Raw genomic sequence first — 23781 nt, forward strand, 5'->3', positions numbered from 1 at the left:
ACAGAGGGTCGTGTCTTTCATGGCCTCTAATTAGGCATAAAAAAGGGACGGCCATTTAAACCGTCCCTTTTACATATCAGTTATTTGCTTATTCGTTAAAATATATAACGGAAGCCTAATTGCATCCTCCAAGTGGTGCTGTATGTACTAGCATTTTGGAATGGGCTGCTTACTAATTGGGTTTCTCCGTCTACACTGGTGGTATTCATAGTAAACGAAGGTACACCTTCCGGCGACACGCTAGCAACCCGTAGTAAATTGGTGGCAGGCGTTAACGTTTCGGCAATTCCCCAATTCTTATTTAACAAGTTACCTACATTAAAGATATCTACGCTGAATTGTAGGGTATGTCTACGTGGACCGATATCGGTAAAAATGTCTTGTAATACCCGTAAGTCAAAACGATTTAACCAAGGCATGGTGAAATCATTGCGCTTTAAATATTCTCCGCGATATTTTTCCAATCCGTTATTCGCAACATATTGGTCGAAAGCAGCGCGTTGTTCTTCTGGCGTCGCAGTCAATAGCACAGCTCCGCTATTGCTGGTCACGGTTAAAGGAACAAAGTTCAAATCGTTCGAATTACGCGGTAGATAAATCAGGTCTGCACCCGATAAACCATCATTGTTAATGTCTCCGTTATACGTATAGGAGAAGCGACCTTGACTGGAACCATCGTAGAATAAGGACACAGTAGTCGCTAGATGTTTAACATATTCCGCACGATACGAGATACTACCTACTACACGATGAGGAACAGCAAAGTCGGAGTTATAAAGCAGTTGTTCGTTCGGACTGTTGATGGAAGGACTTCCTCCCCATGCGGATGAAGCACTTGATCCTGGATTTCCGGAAACTTCTTTGGCTTCCGAATAGGTATAATAGATAGATCCGAAGAAGCCTTTACGCGCCGGTAAAGAAACACCCATTGTAGCGCTAAAAGCATGTCCTCTCACGGATGTGTTGGTAAGGATAGTACCGGCGTTGGCTCCGAATTGAGGGTTGTAAGCGCGGTCTGCGGATGTTGGGAAATAATAACGGGTATCTCCATAATCTCCGGCTTCTCCTGAAGAACCATAATTCAATCGTGTGGTTGGAATAGCTCGGTTAGCGCCATATTGGTATGCGGCGTTGATATCTTTAGTGTACAAGATGTCGGCAGTAGCCACTAAAGGAGTATTTGGAATACTGTAATCAGCGCCTAAACTGGTACGCCAAACTTTTGGCATCTTAAAATCTCGATCTACTAAAGCGAAAGAGCCCGGAGCGCCTTCATTAGGAGTTCCGATAAATACGTCTTCTCCGCCGGCAGGAGGGTTATTCACCCAGTAATATTTATCAGGGTTAAACCGCACGTTTCCGATCCAGCCTGCTACATCTTCATAGCTACCCGGTTCCACATTATTCTGGATAACACCTGAATTGGTCGGCATATTGGTTAACCATACGAAAGGTACACGACCGGTAAATAAGCCGGTTCCTCCACGGATCACTAAGGAGCGATCGCCATTTACGTCATAGTTAAAGCCAATACGCGGTGAGAGCATAATTCTCGATTTAGGCCAAGAGCCACTATCGTAGTTTTTAGGCAGACCGTACTGATCCAATAAAGTTAAAGCATTGATCGAAGGGTTTGGCGTCAATTTGTTCATGTAAATCGGTAGCTCTGCTCTCAACCCAAAAGTTACATCCAAGTTGTCAGCAACCGAGAAACGGTCTTGCGCATATAAAGAAGCCAAACCATAATTGATTCTAGAATAAGGATCCTGTCCCTCGTAAGGATAAGTGACGCCGAACATGATAGGAGCTACTTCATTCGGTGTACCAGTGGTTAAGAAATCGGCTACAGAGTTATAACGGTAATACGAAGTACCTAAACGAACATAACTGTTGCCGAATTTTTGGATTTCAAAAGCTGCGCCCGCTGTAATGGTGTGCTTACCAGCATTAATGGTCAAGTTGTCGACAAAAGAGTAGTTGTCGTTAACCACATCATTGTTATAGCTAAAAAGCTCATAGCCTAAACTCATATAGGTGTTAAATGAGCTGGGGTATCCAGTACCGTCTCCGATATCGACAAACGGAAATTCTGCACTTGGGGATTCCCGTTTAGATTGAATGCGGCTATAGGTAGCCAAAAACTGATTGGAAATGGTGGAATTAAAGGTACTGTTCAATTCTCCGGTGATTGATCTAACAATATCTTTCGTAGAATAGTTCGCATTTTCAAAAGAAATAGAGTTTTGCCCTACACGTTGATAAGCCGATCCAGCTCTAGGATAAGGGCCTGAATTACCATTGGTAAGCGAGTTGGCTTCGGCGATCATTTGGTTATAGCGAACGGCCATTTTATGCTTATCGCTTATATTCCAGTCTAAGCGCGCCAAGAATTTAGTGCTAGGTTGACTAGCTTCGTTCGCATATCCTTGGTAACGACCCGGATCGTAGCCCCAAGTATTAATTAAGTGATTTCTAACCGCCTCCAAATCCGCAATGGTAGTTCTAGCGATGTTGTTAGTCGGATCAGCGACCCCGTTTTCGGAAGGCCTCCATAAGTTGGCCCCCGATGCGTTAGCCCCTTTATCTACCTGGCGCTCGAAGTTTCCAAAGAAAAACAATTTGTTTTTGATGATCGGCCCACCCAATCTAACTCCGAAATTTTTGGTAGAAGCATCTTGTGGCTCGGCTAATTCTACATCGCCTATTTTACGTCCTTGGAAACTTTGGTTGTTAAAGAAATAATAAGCAGACCCGGTGAATTGGTTGGTTCCGCTACGGGTTACCGCATTAATACCGGCACCTGTGAAACCACTTTGACGTACATCGAAAGGCGCAATATTTACTTGAATTTCCTCGACAGCGTCTAATGAAATGGGTTGAGATCTTCCTCCTCCTGGTAAAGCATTGTCATTTAAACCAAAGCCATTATTAAAATTCGAACCGTCAATTTGCAAATTGTTATAACGACCGTCTCTCCCACCGAATGAGTTTCCGCTTGCCTGAGGTGTTAAGCGGGTAAAATCGGTAATGGAACGATCAATCGTAGGTAACTGAGTTAACTGTTGGGTATTGATATTTGTACCAGCGCCGGTCTTATCTGCATTTAAGGTAGAGGCCGTTGCCGAGATAACCACCTCCTCTAAGGCCAAACCGTCTGTGAGTTGCGCATTTAATACGTAAGGCTGACCCAGCTGCAATATAATGTTTTCGTACTTAGCAGGTTGGCTACCGATATAAGTGATTTCCACTGTATAAGGCCCCCCAATCCGCATGTTGGCTAAATTAAAGCGTCCATTTTCATTAGTTGAGCCGCCATAGACGGTACCGCTAGGTACGTGTGTCGCCTTTACTGACGCGCCTATAGAGGCCTGTCCGTCAGACTGAAGCACGGTACCCGTCATACTACTGGTTGTCACTTGCGCATGGACAAAGATTGCCCCAAGTAACAGAATAAAAGAAAGTAAAAACTTCTTCATGTGCATTGAATTGATTGAGTGATTTGTTTGTTTTTTCCGATGCAAAATTAAATAGCATAGAAGGAATAATTAGCAAGTATTGTGTTAATTTAATATTAAGTAAATGTTACGTGATACAAGGGTGTTAATAATTCGGGACGAGCTTTTAAATGTCGATATTGATTCGATAAGTTATCAGAAAAAATGTATCAACCATCAACTGCTTTTGTTTCTTTATGGTTAATTTTTGTTCTATATCTAAAGTCCGGCTGTGGATAACTTTTTTTTCCTACTGACCAAAATAAAGTCAAGGACATCGATTTTTGCAATTCATTGTAACAAAATTGGATATAGTTGATGTCTTTGGTGTCGTATTCGGGCAATATGGGAGAAACGGACGTTTGTTTCTTGATCTTTTGAACTATTTATACATCTTTCTGTGTGAATACTTTGTGTCCAGATACGTAATTAAGTGTTTTTTTGGGCTGGCCCCACTTATAATCGTTCGCGTTTTGACTTTTGTCTTCATTTTTAGGCTGTTTTAGTTTTTTTTTAATGCTATTGGCAGCTATTAGTTCAAGTTTTTACGGTGAGTTCCGGTCTGCTAAGGCCTTTTTGAAAAGGTGCACTGATTTATCCTCGCTATTGCACTTCTTGTTTTGTCTTCCACTCACATGGTCGCCACTTTTGCATTAACAGCGTTCCGTTCTGCTCGTTTTCACGCCTAAGTAAAAAATAGCCTCTAGCCTTTGGAAATCTTCCAATTCTAAGAATTTTTATTAGGTTTGCGGAAGTAATACTTGTTTAACAAACAGGTTCTTGGCTTGTTAATGGGTATGCGCTAATTGTACTATCGAAACGAATTAATTTTTATAAGAATGAATTACGACATCATTGTAATTGGAAGTGGCCCAGGAGGCTATGTTGCAGCTATTAGAGCGTCACAATTGGGTTTCAAGACTGCTATTGTTGAGCGAGAATCTCTTGGCGGTATTTGCCTTAACTGGGGATGTATCCCGACAAAAGCTTTACTGAAGAGTGCGCAAGTTTTCGAATATTTGAATCATGCGGCCGACTACGGTATAAAGGTAGAGGGTGGTGAGGCTGATTTCGGCGCCATTATTAAAAGAAGTCGCGGCGTTGCCGACGGTATGAGCAAAGGGATCCAGTTCTTGATGAAAAAGAATAAAATCGATGTTATCATGGGAACCGCCAAAATTAAAAAAGGCGGTAAGATAGAGGTAAAAGGGGGCGACGGTTCTACAAAAGAATATACGGCCAAACATACTATCTTAGCAACAGGTGCCCGCTCCCGCGAGTTGCCAAATCTGAAGCAAGATGGTAAAAAGATCATCGGTTACCGTCAGGCGATGAACCTGGAGAAACAACCTAAGTCATTAGTGGTTGTGGGTTCCGGAGCGATAGGTGTTGAGTTTGCTTATTTTTATAACGCGATCGGCACGAAGGTGACCGTTGTGGAGTATTTGGATCGTATTGTCCCTGTTGAAGACGAGGAAATTTCAAAACAACTGGAGCGCAGCCTTAAAAAGAGCGGTATCAACATTCTAACCGGTGCAGAGGTTACAGCCGTAGACACAAGTGCTTCGCCAAGCAAGGTAAAAATAAAAACAGCTAAAGGCGAAGAGGTTATTGAAGCAGAGGTCGTGTTATCTGCTGTTGGTATTACGCCAAACATTGAGAACCTAGGCTTAGAAGAAGTAGGCGTGAAGACCGAAAAAGGACGCGTCGTGGTCGACGATTTTTATAAAACGAATGTAGAAGGCGTATACGCAATTGGTGATATTGTAAAAGGACAGGCCTTAGCGCACGTTGCTTCTGCCGAGGGTATCACCTGTGTGGAAAAAATCAAAGGCCTGCATGTTGAGCCAATCGACTATAATAATATTCCCGGTTGTACCTACTGCTCGCCTGAAATCGCATCCGTAGGCTATACGGAAAAAGCAGCGAAAGAGGCAGGCTACGAAATCAAAGTAGGCAAGTTTCCTTTCTCAGCTTCGGGCAAGGCAAGTGCAGCAGGCGCTAAAGATGGCTTTGTAAAGGTGATTTTTGACGCCAAATATGGCGAATTTTTGGGCGCCCATATGATTGGTGCCAACGTTACAGAAATCATCGCAGAAGTAGTTGCTGCCCGGAAACTGGAAACAACGGGTCATGAAATCATTAAGACCATACATCCGCACCCAACAATGAGTGAGGCTGTTATGGAAGCTACAGCGGACGCTTACGGAGAAGTGATACATCTGTAAGACTTTCGCTCCTAAGTTAACTCGTTGGGTAGGTCGTAATGTTCTTCCCACCTACTCAACGAATTATTTCAATAAACAGACCAGCCTCACCTCATCAACACGCATTTGCTTACTTAACCGATATATCATCACCGTATTGACAAACGCGGGCTTATCAACGAAAAACAAAAAAATTAATGGCTTTAAATTACGTCTGGATTGCGTTTTTTTTAATCGCCTTTGGGGTTGCACTTTTTAAGTTGGTGTTTCTTGGCGATCAGGAAGTTTTTCAGACAATTGTCAATGGTACCTTCGATACTGCAAAAACCGGTGCAGAGATTTCCCTCGGCCTAGTGGGCTTGATGTCTTTTTGGCTAGGGATTATGAAAATCGGCGAAAAGGGAGGCATGATCCATATTTTTGCCCGGTTGGTAGGACCTTTCTTTAATAAACTTTTTCCGGAGATTCCGAAAAATCATCCGGCACTCGGTTCAATTTTAATGAATTTCTCGGCCAATATGCTGGGACTCGATAATGCCGCCACCCCTGTCGGTCTAAAGGCGATGAAGGAATTGCAGGAGCTAAATCCAAACAAGGATACGGCAAGCAATGCCCAAATTATGTTTCTGGTGCTAAACGCATCTAGTCTAACCCTGCTTCCTATTACGATCATGGCTTATCGCAAGGAAGCGGGCGCAGCGGACCCTTCGGATGTGTTCATCCCCATCTTGTTGGCTACCTTTTTTTCGACCTTGGTCGGTTTAATAATTACAGCCATTTATCAGCGCATTAATCTGTTCAATCGGATAATTATAAGCTATATAGGAGGCCTGACGCTGTTGATTGGCGGACTACTGTATTACTTTTCGACACTTGATCAGGAGCAGATCAATGTGGTATCGCAAGTGGCAAGCAACGTGATCCTTTTTACAATCATTGTCTCGTTTATTGCCTTGGCCTTTTACAGGAAGGTCAACGTTTTTGAGTCTTTTATTGAAGGTGCAAAGGAGGGCTTTGACGTAGCCGTCAAAATCATTCCTTATTTGGTTGGTATCTTAGTTGCGGTGGGCGTTTTTCGCGCTTCGGGCGCTATGGATTACCTAGTGCAAGGCGTAAGCGCTGTGATAAGCTGGATGGGTTTCGATACACGCTTTGTGGAAGCCTTGCCTGTTGCTTTTATGAAGCCTATGAGCGGAAGCGGTGCACGTGGCTTGATGGTCGATTTAATGCATATTAAAGGGGCTGATGATTTTGCCTCACGCGTCGCCTGCGTTATTCAGGGAAGCACAGAGACCACTTTTTATGTGCTGGCTGTATATTTTGGATCCGTAGCAATTAAGAAAACCCGTCATGCGCTGCCCGCTGCCTTATTAGCCGAGCTTGCCGGCGTGATAGCCGCTATTCTTATTGCTTATGTCTTTTTTGGATAGGTGATAAATTCAAAAGTAAAAAGTGAAAATTCAAAAGTAAAAAGCTTGCCTCCCGCAGGGACGGTAGAAACTCCGAAGGGCTCATCATAATAAGACAGGAACAATTAATAACTAACAACGAATAACGAAGATGGCTGAATTAAATGTAACGGTTACTATTGGCAAAGAACGATATAAAACAGAGATAAGCAATGGACGGAATGTCCTGTTAGCTGACGAACCGGAATCTTTAGGCGGCACTGATCAGGGCTTGGGGCCGAAGGAGTTGTTGCTTTCCAGTTTAGGTTCGTGTACTGCTATTACCCTGCGCATGTATGCAGACCGGAAACAGTGGGATCTACAAGAAGTTATTATTTCGGTGAAAATGGAGGTCGTGCCCAGCAGTCATCAACAGACCACCTATATAAAGAACCATATCAAGTTAATCGGAGACCTAGATGACAGCCAACGGCAGCGCCTGCTTCAGATTGCCGAACTTTGTCCAGTGCACAAGGTTTTGTCTAATCCTATTGTGGTTGATAGTAATTTAGTTCCGTAGGTAATAGTTGACATCATGGAGGGATACGGGCAGTTAGCAAACGGTCACTGATCAATAACAAGTTGTTCATTGTGGAAAGAAGAAAGCTTACCGCCTAGTGCCTATTGCTTAGAGCTGCTTAAAAGTAATTGCAAACATAAATGATTTATAGTAGGTTTGCGCGTGCAACCTTAAACAGGAATATATGACTGATACGGCAATGAAAGAACAGTATTCTCCATATGTAAGCATTACGCGTGAGGAATGGAAATTACTGAACGGTGCATTGAGTTTTTCTCTCTCCAATGAAGATATCGGTACGCTGCATGCCTTAAACGAACCTTTGAATTTGGAAGAAATCCAAGAAGTTTACTTTCCCTTATGCCATCTTTTGAATATCCATATCGATTATGCCAATAAGCTCTATGAAGCGGAAAATGCTTATTTGAATAGCGACCGGAAGCGCTCCCCTTTTATCATCGGCATTGCCGGTAGCGTGGCTGCAGGAAAAAGCACCACCGCGAGGGTACTGCAAAAAGTATTATCCTTATGGCCCAATAAGCCGACCGTTGCCTTAGTAACTACGGATGGTTTCTTGTACCCTAATAAAATATTGGAGCAGCGTGGTATTATGAACAGAAAGGGATTTCCGGAAAGCTACGATACCAAGCGATTAATCAATTTTTTAGCGGATGTAAAAGCCGGTAAAGAAAGTCTTGAAGTGCCGATTTATTCCCATTTGGCATATGATGTGATTCCAGACCAAGTACAGGAGATATCCAATCCGGACATCGTTATTGTAGAGGGGATCAATGTATTGCAAGTTAACCTGAACGAACGGCACAAAGGGCCTCAGGTATTCGTGTCTGATTTCTTCGATTACTCCATCTATGTACACGCCAACGAAAGAAACCTGCTACAGTGGTATGTATCCCGCTTCAGGCAGTTGCAAAGGACGGCCTTTCAGAATCCAGGCTCCTATTTCCATCGTTATGCCAGTCTTTCCGAAGAAGAAGCGACAGCGCTGGCGAACAGCATCTGGGACCTGATCAATAAACCGAATCTTATCAAAAATATATTACCTACCCGTTTCCGAGCCAACCTCATTTTGGAAAAAGGAAGTCACCATTTCGTGAAGGGTGTGAAATTAAGGAAAGTGTAGTCGATAGCTTTAGGCTTTAAGCAATACGCTGTAGCCTTTATGTCGCCCGGTTTCAGAAAATAGTGCTTTTATAAAAAGTATCGCTAATAGCTTAGCGTTTTAATAAACTATTAACTAATAACCACTGCCTACTCACTAACAACAACTAATAACCTATCTTCAGCACCTCATTAAGCACAATGTTTTTGATGAATTGTGACTGCGTTTTTCCGAGGTTTGTTAATGTAAACTGAACTTTATATTTGACAACGTCTTTTTGCACCGCTAAAACTTTTAACTTCATACTATTTTCGAGCACTTCGTTGCTATGCTTGTTAAGCAGATCATTAAGTCGTTTTTTAAGATCTTCGCGGTCCATTGTGTGGTTGATGGCTAGTTCAAATTCGACACTGACTTTTCTGGAATTCTGAAACGATTGATTTACGATATTGCTCGTAAAAACGAAATTATTAGGCACCATGACGATGTCATCATCATCGTTATTGATTACGATGTTGACCAGGGTTATGTCGATAATTTGTCCCTGATATTCCCCTATCTTCACGTAGTCGCCCAAAGTCAGCTGATCTGAGAACATAATGATTAAACCGCTGATCATATTAGTGATGTAGTCTTTAAAGATCAGCGCGATGGCCGCCGCGACAATGGTAATGCTTGTTAAAAATTCCTTGGGATCGATGTCAAATGCGAGCATAATACTAAATATGACAACAATGGAATTAAGCACCGAAGCAATGCGGTTAATACCTAAAACAAAGCTCCCTCTCGAACTGGTATGAAAGTATAGCGAACGTCGTTTATATAAAGACAGGAATAAAATGCGGGCGCCGGATATGATGATGTTGCTTGAAAGAAAGACATTCAATGCATAGACTAATCGACGCAAAATCTCCTTATCACTATAATAAGACTTGTATTCTACCAATGTATAAGTTATTGGGATGAATATCAGAAGTTTGATTACCAATATCAGTAAATCGTTCTTTAAACGGATGCTACGTTGTATATATTCTTGCTGGCTGTTCATATTTCATCAATGATGTAACTTTTTTTGTAAGTCGCGTTGGAAACTTGCCGGTAATTTGCCGGTATGCTTTTTAAAGAAACGAGTAAAATAAGCCGGATCCTCAAAACCGATCTTCCATCCCACTTCTCTAATAGGAAGCTGTGTCCAGAACAGAAGACGTTTGGCCTCCAATATTCTCCGGTCGTCGATCACGGTCTTTGCATTTGTCCCTGTCATTTCTTTAACGACATCATTGAGATGACCCGGAGAAATAAACAACTTAGACGCATAGTCGGCCACCTTGGTATCCGTTAAAAAATGTTTCTCTACCAAAGCCATAAATTGATGCATGAGGTTGCTGTAGCGTTTTCTTCCCGTTATGTGTATATGGGAACTGACGTAGCTTTCGATCTTTTCCAATAAAGCCAAGAGAAGTTGCGCTACGACTGCCTTATTCTGCTTAAAAGCAGTATATTCTTCTTGGATTAACGATAAAAACGGTAAAATTCGCGCTAATTCGCTGGCTTTTAAGGATAACAAATTGCTGCTAAATTGTTGCTCCCAATGGTTGTCTGCCGAGTAAGAAAACAGAAAATCTGCTTTGAAAGTAATGAGGTACATCCGCGCGTTACCCGGGTCTACCTCATAATGAACCTGCCCCGGACGCATAAATATAATCGCGGCATCTCTTGCTTCGTATTCTTTGAAGTCTATAAACTGACGCGTTGTGCCCTCGCATAAAATGATAAGCGTGTAATGGTCATGTCGATGCGGATGCTTGGTGTTCTCATAACGATCGTGGCCGTAACTTAACTTTAGGATATTAAATTCATCCATGTAGCCTTCAGTAACGCTCGAAACATTATATGTTGGAATATTCTGCTTTAACATGTATCAGCTATTTTATCGTACGAAGTTATAAAAATCCATGATAAGTACCATTATTACCTTGTTTTGTTATGGATGCCTTTACTTCCTACTCTTACTTTTGTAGGAGAAAGAATGTGTTATTTAAAAGCAGCGCCCGGTTGGCCTTCTCTCTCTGATAGGGAGGTTGCTAAGATAGGCGCTCCAAGGCGTTGCTTAAGAAAAGAGCTTTTTAGATAAGCTCGTTTTGGTTATCAATAAGACAAAAAGATGCAAGAAGAAAATCAACTAGTCGAATTACATGTAACGGGTATGCATTGCAACAATTGCGCGCTTTCTGTACATAAAATGCTAGAGAAAAAAGGATACCAGAATGTCTTCGTAAGCTTTGCCAATGAGGAGGTTAAGTTTACGTCCGACAAAGGAATGGACCTATCAAATGTAGTACACGATATCGAAGGCTTGGGTTTCAAAGTGCAGCAGGAGGAGTCAGCGCCAAGTAAAGAAGGCTTTTTAGGCAAAGTCGAACATAAATTCATTTTCAGCTTGGTGTTTACGTTGCCTCTCTTCCTGCACATGTTTCTGCCGTTTCACTGGCTGCACAATCCCTACGTTCAACTAGGTCTATGTCTTCCCGTGTTTGTCTTGGGTTGTGCTTACTTTGGGAAAAGTGCTATTAATTCTATCCGGGGAGGAGTGCCTAACATGGATGTTCTCATCTTTGTGGGCTCCACGTCTGCCTTTATTTATAGTCTGATAGGTACCTTATTGGCACTGGGCCCAAATTATCTGTTCTACGAAACGACAGCAACCATTATTACCTTGGTTTTGCTTGGAAATGTATTTGAAAAAAGATCCGTTACGCAAACAACTTCGGCGGTGAAGGATTTAATGAAGATTCAGGTCAGTAAGGCTGTTCGGGTGTTGGACGGAAGTACGGAGGTGGTCGATGTAAAAGACCTTGCCGTGGGCGATACGCTGTTGGTAAACGAGGGCGACAAAATTCCTACCGATGGCGATATAGTTTGGGGCGAAGCTTCTGTTAATGAGTCCATGCTAACAGGCGAAAGTGTGCCGGTAGAAAAAGGAAAGTACGATGCTGTTATTGGTGGCACCCTTGTCGAACGGGGTAGCGTCCGTATGCTGGTAACCAAAGTCGGTAATAAAACGGTATTAGCGCAGATAATTGATTTAATGAAAAGGGCGCAGGCTGCGAAGCCTCCGATACAACGTTTAGGGGATAAGGTTGCAGCCATTTTCGTTCCGGTAGTAATTGGTATCGCCGTACTGACCTTTATTTTGGCCTATTTTGCCTTTGACATAGGCTTTCGGCAGTCCTTGCTAAACGCCATTGCGGTTATGGTCATTTCCTGTCCCTGTGCCATGGGCTTGGCGACGCCAACAGCGGTGATGGTCGGTTTAGGGAGAAGTGCCAAACATGGCGTGCTTATAAAAGGTGGTGACACCGTAGAAGAAATGACCAATTTAAAATATATGGTTTTCGACAAGACCGGTACTTTAACCACCGGAAGCTTTAAGATACAGGCAATAGAGAGCCAATTAAGTGATGTAGAGACGGCCACATTGATTCATGGATTGGAGAGTTATTCGAATCATCCGATCGCCAAGTCGCTTGTAAGTGCTTTTGAAGAAAGAGAAAGGCGGAAGATCGTCTTTACACAGGTTAAAGAAGAAAAAGGACTGGGAATAAAGGCTGTAGATAGCGAAGGCCATACGTACCAAATAGGCTCCAAACAGCTTATAGAGAAAGAAGAGGAATGGGCTACTTTCGATGTATTCTTATTAAAGGACGATAAGGTGGTCGTTAAACTAGCAATCACAGACGATGTTAAGCCAGGGGCCGAGCAGCTTATTAAAACATTGAAGGAACAGCAAATTACGCCAGTTTTATTGAGTGGTGACCGAAAAGAGAAATGTGAGGCCCTTGCAGCCGCTGTTGGAATAACCGACGTATATGCGGAAAAACTGCCTCAAGAGAAATTAGCAATTATCGAATCCTTAAGGAAAACGGGTAAAGTTGCAATGGTGGGAGATGGAATCAATGATGGCCCTGCGCTTACGACGGCAGACGTCGGGATTTCCTTAGGAAATGCGAGCCAAGTTGCCATCCAGTCGGCTAAAGTCGTCTTGTTGAACAACGATCTACAGTCGATTACTACCCTCCTTAAGATCGGTAATCATACCTTATTAACGATTAAACAAAATTTATTTTGGGCGTTTTTCTATAATGTTTTCGCAATCCCGCTGGCAGCTCTTGGCTTTTTAAGTCCGATGTTGGCCGCCTTGGCCATGGCCTGTTCGGACGTGGTAGTCATCGGTAATTCGATACGATTAAAGTATAAGAGGCTGTAAAACGCTATATGCCTTAGGCGGTAAGTCGTACGCTATACAGGGAGGCACCACGGTTAACATGCATCAGGTGGCTCCCTTTAGTTAAATATTCCTTTAACTTTATTGATCATATTGTCTTCTCCTTCCCCACCGCTATTCCCTAGCAGCGATTTTACGTCCAGATTTCCGTTCAGCAGGCTTTCGGCCTTACCCTTCAATGCGTCCGGCAAATTGTTGTTTACGTAGTTCAATACCACCGAGGTCGCTTTCTGCGCCGACTCCGGAGAAAGTCCGGCTTTCTGAATCAGCTCGTTTACTAATTTTTCCATGATCTTTACCTTAATACTGTCAATAGTGGTATTAAAACAGCTGAATTTCTTAATTGTTTGACAGATTGCCACTTATAAGTATTTGTATCAAGTGGGTTATATGGGTATTCTGTGCTGCGGAATCTACTGCGTTTGTTAAATAAATTTATTAACTATCTGGATTACCTGCTTCAAATAACTGCCACCAAATACGTTAGCATGGAATAATAGTATATAAAGGTTCCATAGGTCAGTCCTTTTCTTCCAATTTTTTTCTAAGGGAAAAACCTCCTGATATGCATCATAAAAAGCCTCATCAAAACCGCCAAAGAGTTGGGTTAAGGCAAGGTCCATCTCGCGATGCCCATAGTATACCGCAGGATCAATCAGAAAAGGAATGCCTTCACGACTGATCATGTAATTGCCTTTCCAAAGATCTCCATGTAATAGAGCGGGCGGCTCTATCGGGAAAAGCGAGGGTATTAGATCAAAAAGCCGCTCGAATTTTCGGCGTAGGGATGTGTCAATCACTCCCACTGATTCACCATGCGTAAGCTGCTTTTTTAGTCGCTCTTCGATGAAAAAATCCGACCATGAGGCTCGCGGCTGATTGTACTGAGGAAGGGTGCCGATATAATTATCATATTCGAGACCATAGAAATCGTTTGTGTTTTTGTGAACAGAAGCCAGCATGCGGCCTAAATTTGCCTGAGCGGCTACGGAGTTTTCTCCCTCTTCAATCCATGACATCAATAAGAAAGCATCGCTGTTAAACTGGCCGGCTACCAGCAGGTCGGGTACAACGGCATGACCGACTTTCTTTAACAGCTTTAATCCTTCGCGTTCGAACACAAAAATATTTGGCAAGGCATCGGCATCATTCATCTTGATGAAAAAAGATTCTACGCTTCCATGTATCCGGTAGCTTTTGTGCATGTCGCCTCCAGAAACCGGTAACATATTAATGATTTTAAATCGCGAGCCAATCAGTTTGCTCAGAACCTCCTCTATATTCTTTATAAAATCTGCAGATAAAAACATCTTTCAGGCGTATCCGATAAATGTATGCAAAAAGTGAGAAAAAGTAAAAGAGATGGTAAATATTCTCGCTAATAATTTATCTTTGCCGTTTAATACGCATTACTGCCTACATGAAGCACATTCGCAATTTTTGTATCATTGCACACATCGACCACGGTAAGAGTACCTTGGCGGATCGTCTATTAGAATATACAAATACCATCACCCAAAGAGAGGCGCAGGCACAACTCTTGGACGACATGGATTTGGAACGGGAACGTGGGATCACGATCAAAAGCCACGCTATTCAAATGAACTACAATTACGACGGACAGGATTATGTGCTCAATCTGATTGACACACCGGGCCACGTCGATTTTTCGTATGAAGTATCACGTTCGATCGCTGCATGTGAAGGAGCCTTATTGATTGTCGATGCCTCTCAGGGAATCCAGGCACAAACCATCTCCAACTTGTATCTTGCATTGGAGCACGATCTGGAAATCATTCCTGTATTGAATAAAATGGACTTGCCGGGGGCGATGCCCGAAGAGGTAAAAGACCAGATTATTGAACTGATAGGCGGAAAACGGGAAGATATCATTCCGGCATCTGGAAAGACAGGGATGGGTGTTCCCGATATCCTTAAAGCAATTGTTGAGCGGGTTCCTGCACCGGTAGGTGATCCGGAAGCCCCCCTGCAGGCTTTAATTTTTGACTCTGTTTACAATTCGTTCCGCGGAATTATGGCTTATTTCAAGGTCGAGAATGGAGAGATCAGGAAGAACGATAAAGTTAAGTTTATCGCTACAGGAAAAGAGTATATAGCCGATGAAATCGGGACGCTGAAATTAACACAAACACCCAAAGATGTTATTCGTACTGGCGATGTGGGCTATATTATATCCGGTATAAAAGAGGCGCGAGAGGTGAAAGTTGGAGACACCATTACGCATGTGGCTCGACCTAGCAAAACGGCCATTAAAGGTTTTGAAGAGGTTAAACCGATGGTATTCGCCGGGATTTATCCGGTGGATACAGAAGACTTTGAGGAACTGCGGGAAAGTATGCACCGCTTGCAATTAAACGACGCTTCTTTAGTCTTTGAGCCAGAATCGTCTGCCGCCCTGGGTTTCGGTTTCAGATGCGGCTTTTTGGGAATGCTCCATATGGAGATTATCCAGGAGCGCTTGGAACGGGAATTCGATATGACCGTTATTACAACGGTTCCTAACGTTTCTTACATCGCTCATACCACCAAGGACGGAGAGATCAAAGTCAACAATCCTTCCGATTTGCCGGACCCCAGTAAATTAGAGTTTGTAGAGGAACCCTTTATCAAAGCAAATATTATTACAAAGGCTGAATTTGTAGGCCCGGTGATGTCTTTATGTATCCAGAAAAGAGGTGTTATCATCAACCAAAGTTATTTAACCGCCGATCGTGTAGAGTTGGTGTTTGAAATGCCAATGGGTGAGATTGTGTTTGACTTTTATGATAAGTTGAAAACCATTTCGAAAGGATACGCTTCTTTTGATTATCACCAAATAGGTTATAAGCAGTCTGACTTGGTCAGGTTGGATATTCGTTTAAACGGCGAACCTGTAGACGCGCTTTCTTCGCTCATTCATCGTAGCAATGCCTATGAGTTCGGAAAGAAAATATGTGAAAAGTTAAAAGAGCTCTTGCCGAGGCAACAGTTCGAAATAGCAATTCAAGCATCTATCGGTGCAAAAGTGATCGCCCGCGAGAATGTGCGTGCCCTTCGTAAGGATGTAACCGCAAAATGTTATGGAGGAGATATCTCGCGTAAGCGTAAGCTTTTGGAAAAACAGAAAAAAGGTAAAAAGAGAATGCGCCAAGTTGGAAATGTGGAGATCCCACAATCGGCCTTTATGGCGGTGTTGAAATTAGATTAATTAAGTTGCTTTACGCTGTAAGCTATAAGCGATAGGCTCCCGTCTACGTATATAGCCTAAAGCTTAAAGCCTAAAGCTATCAATATGCAATTACTCGACGGTAAGCTCGTATCGGAAAAGATCAAACAAGATATTGCCCAGGAAGCGGCGGCGTTTTTGACTGCGACAGGAAGAAAGCCTCATTTGGTTGCCATTTTGGTTGGCCACGATGGGGGAAGTGAGACTTATGTTGCCAGTAAGATGAGGAACTGCCAGCAAGTGGGTTTCGATTCTACAAATGTTCGATATGAAGACGATGTTACACAAGCGGAGCTTATCGAGAAGATAAAGGAATTGAACAGCGATGATACAGTCGACGGAATTATCGTACAACTTCCTTTGCCGCTGCATATTGATCCGGAAGTGATAACAGAAGCCATTGATTATCGTAAAGATGTTGATGGTTTTCATCCAGTTAATTTGGGAAGAATGCAACGGAATCTAGCCTGTTTCATTCCTGCAACCCCTTACGGTATTATGTTAATGTTAGACCATTATGGTGTGCAGACCGCCGGTATGCACGCGGTTATAGTTGGCAGAAGTAATATCGTTGGTAGTCCGATGAGTATTCTTTTGGCACGGAATGCGCAGCCTGGAAATTGCACGGTTACGCTTACCCATAGTAGAACGAAAAATTTAAAGGAAGAGGTGCTACGTGCCGACCTGATTGTAGCTGCCATTGGCAAGAAAAATTTCATTACAGCCGATATGGTGAAAGAAGGCGCAGTTGTTATAGACGTGGGCATTAATAGAGAAGCAAGCACTTTAACTAAATCAGGATATAAATTGTTCGGCGATGTAGATTTCGATAACGTAGCGCCAAAAGCTTCGTATATTACCCCTGTACCGGGGGGAGTTGGTTTGATGACCATTATCGGTTTGTTAAAAAACACCTTGGCTGCTGCTAAAAAAGAAGTTTATAATTAATTATTCGTTGTCGGTTGATAGTTGCCCGCTAAAACGCCAAGCTGTTAGTGACAGCTTTATAAAGCAGCACGTTATGAGAGACGTGCGGCGAATCCGTTATTATTCCTGTTAGCATTTTCTTTGTAAGTGCGTATCGCTTCGTTACAAACAAATTAGCATTTTCATTGTTCCTTTCTGAAACTGTTTAACAAATAAAATATTCAGACGAAGGCCTGCATGAGCTACCGATAAAAAAGATATACCGTAATCCGCTCAGGCAAGCTTTATTGCATTTATAAAAAATAGTTATTCCCATGAAAAAATTGAGTTTATTAGCAATCGTTGCAGCGGCATTTTCGTTTTCGGCCTGCAATAATTCTTCCAACACAACGGAAGGAAGCTCTGATACGATTATTGCGGATACGACTACGTTAGGGGAGCATATTGACAATGGCATCGACACGATGAGGGCGACTGGGGAAGCTGCCGAGAGTGACGTAAATGCTGCGGCAAAGGAGGTAAAGGCAGACGCTAAAACCACAGGCGAAAACATTAAAGGTGATCTGAACGCTGCTAAAGAAGACGTTGGCGATGCGGCAAAAGCGGCGGGAAGAGATATTAAAAATGCAGCGGATAAAGTCGCCGATAAAACGAAAGAAGGCTACAACGATGTGAAAAAGAGCCTGAAAAAGGATTCCACCCGAAACTAAGAGTCCTGTTTATAACCAATCATAGAGGTGTTTCCTACATTTGCTAGCAACAAACATAGGAGACAACCTCTTTTTTATTACATGAAAGCATCGACTTCCCTATACGCGGCTATCAGTCGCTGCTCCCCCTCCTTCCCACTGCCAGAAATGCCATGCTCCATGCCAACTACGCCCTTATATCCTTTTTGGTGCAGGTATTTGAATATATTTTTATAGTTTATTTCCCCCGTTGTAGGCTCCTTCCTTCCTGGATTATCTCCGGTTTGAATGTAGGCTATTTCGCTCCAAGTCCGCTCCATATTGGCGATTAAATCGCCTTCGTTCCTTTGCATGTGATAGATATCGTATAATATTTTGCAGGAAGGGCTATTAACGCCTCTACAAATTAGATAGGTTTGGTTGGATGTCCGTAAGAACAAGTCTGGCGTATCGCTTAAGGGCTCTAATACCATAACAATACCATGGGGCTCCAGAATCTCTGCTCCCCTCCTTAAAGCGTCAATAACATTTGCCGTTTGAATATCCAAAGATAAATTTCGGGCGAAATCACCCGGTACCACAGTGGTAAATTTCCCTCCGCAGCGCTTCGATATCTCTACGGCTTCGTGGCAGCCTTTTAAAAAGATGTCAAGGTGCTCTTTTTTGCCGGCGGCTAGGGTATTCGCTCCGTTTCCGCCTTTGTTTAATACAAAAACGCCCATAGCCATGCCCAACTTTGCCAATAAATCACCTATCTTTTCTTGTTCCTGGGCCGATCTACCCGACATGCCATTGTCTTCAATTCCACGGAATCCCTGGTCGTACATAAACTGAATCTGATCTAAGAAGTTGCTTCCGGCCATGTTTTTAAACATGCCGTCGTGCGGCCCATAATTCAAATTAAAGGTTTGAGCTGCCTTTGTCGTCTGTTTTTCTGAAGACGCATTGGCGATAAGTGGACTGCCCGCAACCAAGGCTCCTGTGGCCATTAAACCTTTTTGTAAAAATTCGCTTCTTTTCATATTTCTTTTTTGGTGTTAAGTATCAAGTAATAAGTATCAAGTAACAGGTACGATGCATCTTTTTTATCTCACTTTGCTATGTCTTATATCTTTTGTTTTATCAATCAATAACCGCTTAAATTTGCATCAATTATTGGGTGTCAGGTATCAAGACTTCCTATCCTATGTCTTATATCAGTGTCCTGTATCTTATGTCCTGCATCCGCATTTCAAACCTGTTATCTACCATCGACCAATAATTGCTTAAATCCGTTTGTCATTGTATCCAGCACATTTCCTTGCTTATCCTGGTAAATGATATATGCCTCCAGTGCAGGGCGAGCCGATACGAAATGCAGTGCATCTTCCAAGTTCATTGCCATGATGGCATTGTCATAGCCATCCGCCGTCGTAGCATCTGGCGCATACAGGGTAACGCTTATAAGCTCGTTATCTAAGGGAAAGCCGGTACGTGGATCAATGAGGTGTGAAATCTTCTGTGATCCATTCTTTTTAAATTTACGATAATTCCCGGAAGTGGTAATAGCCCCCTGATTGAGCGCCACAATATGCCTGATGGCAGGTTCTTCCTCGTTTCCGGAAGGCCCTTCGATGCCGATTTTCATGGCACTGCCATCTTCTTTCTCGCCTTGAATACGCAACTCTCCCCCTATTTCTACGATGAAAGATTCTACGCCCCTGTTTTCTAAATAGGCCGCCACCTTGTCTACACTATATCCTTGCGCAATTCCGTTGACATCTACTTGTATACAAGGTTTCGCTTTGTGAAGAAAATTATCCCTTAATTCCAATTGCTTAAAGCCCACACACTGCTTTATCGAAGCAATCTCCGAGCTATCGGGATAATGGGCAATAGCCGTATGACCGAAGCCCCAAGCTTCTACGAGCGGGGCGACAGTCACATCAAAGAGTCCGCCCGTTTCTTCCGATATTTGTAGTGCCTTTTTCATAACAGCACAAAAATCGGCATCAAGTGCCAGTCCCTCTTCGCTCTTGTTGAACTGACTGATAAGGGAATAAGGCTTGTAGATAGACATAGAACTATCGATAACCGCCAACAGACTATCGACGCTACTTTTTTGGATAAGCGCAGAAGGACTAAAGTAGGTGATTTGGTAAGTGGTTCCTTGGGCGTATCCTGTTATCTGATGTTTATTTTCTCTGGCCGACCGTTGGGAAAACGAAGAAAACAAGCATCCTACGGCTACGATGAATAAAAGCATTTGCCGATTGCTGATGATGCTTGTTTTGTGCATACTATTTAATGTTAGGCTTTATCCCAATGAAACAATCCCGGCTGTGCTACCGGATAAAGACCGTTTTCGTTCGGTAAAATTTTCGGTTTGGCATCCCAGGCCAAGGTTTCCGGCATAAGCGAATTGTCGGCATTTAGCGCATCATCCCACTTTATTACTTGACCCGAATAAGTGGCATAGCGTCCGATTATGCCGGTTAGTGTGCTTTTTGCGCCATATTCCGCGTCCCAATGTTTATACTCACCTTTACTGATGGTTTCGAATAGTTCATCATGTTCCGTTTGGTAAGGGTTAGCTTGGCCTTTTGTGGGATGGTTAAAAAGCAAGTTTCCTTGGTGATCCCAAAGTTTACCCGTATTGTTAGCAGATAAATAAGCCTTGCCTTTTGTGCCAAAGAAAGTCTCGTCTACCCTATTCTGTGTTCCTTCAAAATGGCGGCATTGACTATAGATAACCGATCCATCGGCATAAGTAAGCTCAATTGAATGGTTGTCGTAAATTTCACCATAGTCTTTTCCTGTGCGCCAAGCTCGACTTCCCGTGCCCTGTACCGAGACCGGGTATCCACCTTTAACCCAATTGGCAATATCGATATTATGAACGTGCTGCTCCACAATATGATCGCCACAGAGCCAATTAAAGTAAAACCAGTTACGCATCTGATATTCCATCTCTGTTTGCTCCGGCTTACGTGGCCGTACCCATACGCCGCCGCTATTCCAGTAAACCTGACCGCCTACAATATCCCCTATTTCACCGTCCTGTATGCGTTTAATCGTTTCTCTATAATTTTTCTGATACCTGCGCTGTAAGCCCACAACGACGTTGAGCTTCTTCTTTTTAGCTTCTTCGGCTGCTGCCAATACCTTCCGTATGCCCGGTGCGTCTACGGCCACTGGTTTTTCCATAAATACATGCTTACCTTGTTTAACGGCTTCTTCGAAATGCGTTGGCCTGAAACCCGGTGAAGTAGCAAGAATAACGACGTCGGCCAAAGCGATTGCTTTTGCATAGGCATCGAAACCAACAAACTTTTGATCTTCCGGTACGTTCACTTTTTCTTTGAATTTCTCCGAGAGGTCTTTAAAGCTATTATCCAGCTGATCTTTGAAGGCGTCCGCCATAGCTACGAGCTGAATATTGAACTTCGTAGAAAGTGCTTGTGATGCAGCGCCGGTACCGCGTCCGCCACAGCCTACCAGGGCAATTTTAATAGTATCATTTACGGAAGAATGGCCCATGAAGGGAATGCTGCTTAGCATGCTACTCCCAGCGATCACGGCGGAAGTTTTTAGGAAATCCCGTCGTTGTTGTTGAAGATTCGACTTGTTCATTTCGGTTTTTATTGTTTGTTTACGATATCTGTTAACACTACTTGTCGGGTATAGGCGCCTGGTTATAATAAGCGTCAATTTCCGCTTTGTCGGGTTGAATGGCCGGTCTAACTAAGCGGAAACCAACGAAAGGGGCCTCTGGAAACCACCAATTACTTTTTGGTATTTGTGGGTCCAGTTGTTTCCAAGCGGGATCAGAGGCTAAGCGTACCGACGAACGCAAAGCCGATGCTTCATCGTCGTAAGCTCCTCCCCTCACGCTATGAGGATATAATTTGGTGGGCTTATTAATGGGGTTGTCGGCGGGCGATGAAGCGTAATATTGCGGGTCGTATTGATCATAAGTCCATTCGGAAACATTGCCGTGCATGTCATAAAGGCCCCACGCGTTGGGCTTTTTTTCTCCGACTTTATGTGTTGTGCCATCACTATTATCCAAAAACCAGGCATATTCAGTTAATTGGCTTTCGTCGTCTCCGAAGCTATATTTCCCGGTGGCGCCTGCTCTGCAGGCATATTCCCATTCTGCTTCAGTGGGCAGGCGATAAAATACACCGGTTCTTTCATAAAGCCATTTACAGAACTGTATCGCATTGTAATGCGTCATGGCGATAGCCGGATGTCCTTCCTTTCCCATGCCGAATGTCATGTCCAGATAAGGCTTTGTAGGCCGTGTCACGGCGTCTACGTTAGCCGGTACTTTACCCTCGATGCTCTGTGTCACCTCGTAGTCTTTATACAAAAAAGGCTCGAAGAGATCCCATGTGACCTCATAGCAACCCATCCAGAATGCGTCCAAATTTACCGTATGCACAGGCTTTTCGTCGGGATTCCCGGTTTCACTTCCCATGTTGAAACTACCTTTAGGAATGGCCTTCATCGGAAAGCTAAGCTTTGTTCCATTGATCGTTTGTGTGTAGTCTGCTGTCGCTTCTTGGGCCGAAAGAATGAAATTGGAAAATATTAAAATAGCAAAAATGGAAAGTCGTCGATTCATTTGTTGTTTTAAATTGGCTCTACTAATTCGTTCTCGTATCGATTAGTGTACTAAATAAACTATATTTTGGAAGATATACAAGGGATATATAAAATAATTGTGTGTTGTGAACACTTTCAAGAGCACGCAATCGATTGTTTCGACCTTTAATGGCATGAGCTTTCCTATCGTCTGTACGCCGAGCATTGCGGTCATCAAAGGTTGAAAGGAAACGCCCAACTTCATGGCCGGACAAGGGCCTGGCTTGTTCGGTCGAACCGAAGAGTATTATCATCAAGATAGAGAAATGAGGTCAGTTAAGCGGGAAGTTTTTGGAGGCAATCAATGGTAAGTTTGACAAGGTCATTAATGCGCTGAAACAGCGGGGATGATTGCATTGTTTTATGCTGCTCATAATAAAGCATATAAGACGGGAAAGCGTTAAGGGAGTGCCTGAAGGCCATTTTTGAAAAAAAATATTTACATAAAATGCGCAGGTAATAAAAGATTTTATTAGCTTTGCAACGCTTTTAAGAAGAAGGCCTCGGTAGCTCAGTTGGATAGAGCAACGGTTTTCTAAACCGTGGGTCAGGGGTTCGAATCCCTTCCGGGGTACACAGGGTCTCAGTGCAAACTGAGACTTTTTTCATTTATAGGGATGTGAACAGAAGGGTCGGCCGGGTTCGAACATTTTCTCGGCGGTCTTGGTGCGGGGTAAGCGGGACGCCGACAATCCCTTCCGTGGTGGCAGGACAAGACACGATTATCTTGTTCTTTCCTCCGATATTTCGCTTTCCTGCCATTCCCGGTATTCCTTAAAATTGTTCCGAGTCCATCTTGTTAGGTGATAACCTTGGCAATGTCGACAGTAGTATGCTCGTTTTTGCTGAGGCCTCCCCTGCCGGTGTTTAATCCGTTTGCCGTAAATATCCCGAAACCTTTTGTGCCCCCACTTCAAGCTGTACATCACAATCCTAGCTTCCACCATATTCGGGAAACTAATTTTTCCTGTTGCCAAACATTTTCTCTTACGCTCCATAACAGCCGGGACTTAAAAGTCATGGAAATGATCGTGGACGTAGCAGATTACGACTACGCGGTTGAATAATCTTTATAAAAATAAAAAAAAATACTGAAATATAAGAATAAAATGCTGGAAAAACACGAAAAATCAAAGGAAATTAACAGAAAAAAAACAAGATCAATCTTCTTTTAGATGTAAAGATCTATATATAAAGAATAATTTTAAGCTTTTTACTGCTGTATGAATATATAAA

General features: G+C 43.0%; 17 protein-coding genes and 1 tRNA gene. 9 read left to right on the forward strand and 9 right to left on the reverse strand.

Features of this window, described 5'->3' with window-relative positions:
* Positions 1–95: 95 nt before the first annotated feature.
* A complete protein-coding gene (locus tag EPX21_RS03220) occupies positions 96–3476 on the reverse strand; it encodes a TonB-dependent receptor (protein WP_134088243.1) in 3381 nt (1126 codons plus the stop codon).
* Positions 3477–4333: 857 nt separating this feature from the next.
* Here EPX21_RS03220 and lpdA point away from each other — a divergent pair.
* The 4 genes from lpdA (at position 4334) to coaA (ending at position 8810) form a co-directional block, all read left to right on the forward strand.
* Positions 4334–5722 (forward strand): dihydrolipoyl dehydrogenase, encoded by a 1389-nt coding sequence (gene lpdA, locus EPX21_RS03225; RefSeq protein ID WP_134088244.1) that lies wholly within the window; start codon positions 4334–4336, stop codon positions 5720–5722.
* 176 nt (positions 5723–5898) lie between these two features.
* On the forward strand, positions 5899–7131 hold the full coding sequence (locus EPX21_RS03230; protein WP_134088245.1) for a nucleoside recognition domain-containing protein: 1233 nt from the start codon (positions 5899–5901) through the stop codon (positions 7129–7131).
* A 130-nt stretch (positions 7132–7261) separates the two neighbouring features.
* Entirely contained in the window at positions 7262–7669 is a 408-nt protein-coding gene (locus EPX21_RS03235; RefSeq protein ID WP_134088246.1) for an OsmC family protein, read from the forward strand.
* Between the two features lie 184 nt (positions 7670–7853).
* On the forward strand, positions 7854–8810 hold the full coding sequence (coaA, locus tag EPX21_RS03240; protein ID WP_134088247.1) for a type I pantothenate kinase: 957 nt from the start codon (positions 7854–7856) through the stop codon (positions 8808–8810).
* Between the two features lie 145 nt (positions 8811–8955).
* On the opposite strand, the gene EPX21_RS03245 is transcribed toward coaA, so the two are convergent.
* Together EPX21_RS03245 and EPX21_RS03250 are read right to left on the reverse strand one after the other, a co-directional pair.
* Positions 8956–9837 carry a mechanosensitive ion channel family protein gene (locus tag EPX21_RS03245; RefSeq protein WP_134088248.1) on the reverse strand — a complete coding sequence of 294 codons (882 nt, stop codon included), beginning with the start codon at positions 9835–9837 and terminating at the stop codon, positions 8956–8958.
* 6 nt (positions 9838–9843) lie between these two features.
* A complete protein-coding gene (locus EPX21_RS03250; RefSeq protein ID WP_134088249.1) occupies positions 9844–10707 on the reverse strand; it encodes a helix-turn-helix domain-containing protein in 864 nt (287 codons plus the stop codon).
* Between the two features lie 246 nt (positions 10708–10953).
* Here EPX21_RS03250 and EPX21_RS03255 point away from each other — a divergent pair, with 246 nt between their 5' ends.
* A complete protein-coding gene (locus EPX21_RS03255) occupies positions 10954–13056 on the forward strand; it encodes a cation-translocating P-type ATPase (protein ID WP_134088250.1) in 2103 nt (700 codons plus the stop codon).
* 77 nt (positions 13057–13133) lie between these two features.
* Here the strand turns inward: EPX21_RS03255 and EPX21_RS03260 are convergent, their stop codons facing one another.
* Together EPX21_RS03260 and EPX21_RS03265 are read right to left on the reverse strand one after the other, a co-directional pair.
* A complete protein-coding gene (locus tag EPX21_RS03260; RefSeq protein ID WP_134088251.1) occupies positions 13134–13364 on the reverse strand; it encodes a hypothetical protein in 231 nt (76 codons plus the stop codon).
* Positions 13365–13499: 135 nt separating this feature from the next.
* The gene (locus EPX21_RS03265; protein ID WP_134088252.1) at positions 13500–14384 is read right to left on the reverse strand and encodes a fructosamine kinase family protein; all 885 of its coding nucleotides are present in this window, start codon (positions 14382–14384) and stop codon (positions 13500–13502) included.
* Between the two features lie 110 nt (positions 14385–14494).
* Between EPX21_RS03265 and lepA the strand changes: the two genes are divergently transcribed.
* The 3 genes from lepA to EPX21_RS03280 all read left to right on the forward strand — a co-directional run bounded on the left by lepA (position 14495) and on the right by EPX21_RS03280 (position 17937).
* Entirely contained in the window at positions 14495–16282 is a 1788-nt protein-coding gene (gene lepA, locus EPX21_RS03270; RefSeq protein WP_134088253.1) for a translation elongation factor 4, read from the forward strand.
* 84 nt (positions 16283–16366) lie between these two features.
* Positions 16367–17248, forward strand: coding sequence for a bifunctional 5,10-methylenetetrahydrofolate dehydrogenase/5,10-methenyltetrahydrofolate cyclohydrolase (locus tag EPX21_RS03275; protein WP_134088254.1), 882 nt, complete (start codon positions 16367–16369; stop codon positions 17246–17248).
* 293 nt (positions 17249–17541) lie between these two features.
* Positions 17542–17937 (forward strand): hypothetical protein, encoded by a 396-nt coding sequence (locus EPX21_RS03280; RefSeq protein WP_134088255.1) that lies wholly within the window; start codon positions 17542–17544, stop codon positions 17935–17937.
* Positions 17938–18014: 77 nt separating this feature from the next.
* On the opposite strand, the gene EPX21_RS03285 is transcribed toward EPX21_RS03280, so the two are convergent.
* The 4 genes from EPX21_RS03285 to EPX21_RS03300 form a co-directional block, all read right to left on the reverse strand.
* Complete coding sequence (locus tag EPX21_RS03285) at positions 18015–18938, reverse strand: hydroxypyruvate isomerase family protein (RefSeq protein ID WP_134088256.1); 924 nt, start codon at positions 18936–18938, stop codon at positions 18015–18017.
* Positions 18939–19156: 218 nt separating this feature from the next.
* Positions 19157–20194 carry an FAD:protein FMN transferase gene (locus EPX21_RS03290; protein ID WP_134088257.1) on the reverse strand — a complete coding sequence of 346 codons (1038 nt, stop codon included), beginning with the start codon at positions 20192–20194 and terminating at the stop codon, positions 19157–19159.
* An 11-nt stretch (positions 20195–20205) separates the two neighbouring features.
* Positions 20206–21528 carry a Gfo/Idh/MocA family protein gene (locus EPX21_RS03295; protein WP_134088258.1) on the reverse strand — a complete coding sequence of 441 codons (1323 nt, stop codon included), beginning with the start codon at positions 21526–21528 and terminating at the stop codon, positions 20206–20208.
* 37 nt (positions 21529–21565) lie between these two features.
* Complete coding sequence (locus EPX21_RS03300) at positions 21566–22525, reverse strand: SUMF1/EgtB/PvdO family nonheme iron enzyme (RefSeq protein WP_134088259.1); 960 nt, start codon at positions 22523–22525, stop codon at positions 21566–21568.
* Between the two features lie 520 nt (positions 22526–23045).
* Between EPX21_RS03300 and EPX21_RS03305 the strand changes: the two genes are divergently transcribed.
* Positions 23046–23119 (forward strand) — tRNA-Arg (locus EPX21_RS03305).
* The last annotated feature ends 662 nt before the right edge of the window (positions 23120–23781 follow it).

Source organism: Olivibacter sp. XZL3 (genome assembly GCF_004368405.1).
In the GTDB taxonomy this organism is placed as follows: Bacteria; Bacteroidota; Bacteroidia; order Sphingobacteriales; family Sphingobacteriaceae; genus Olivibacter.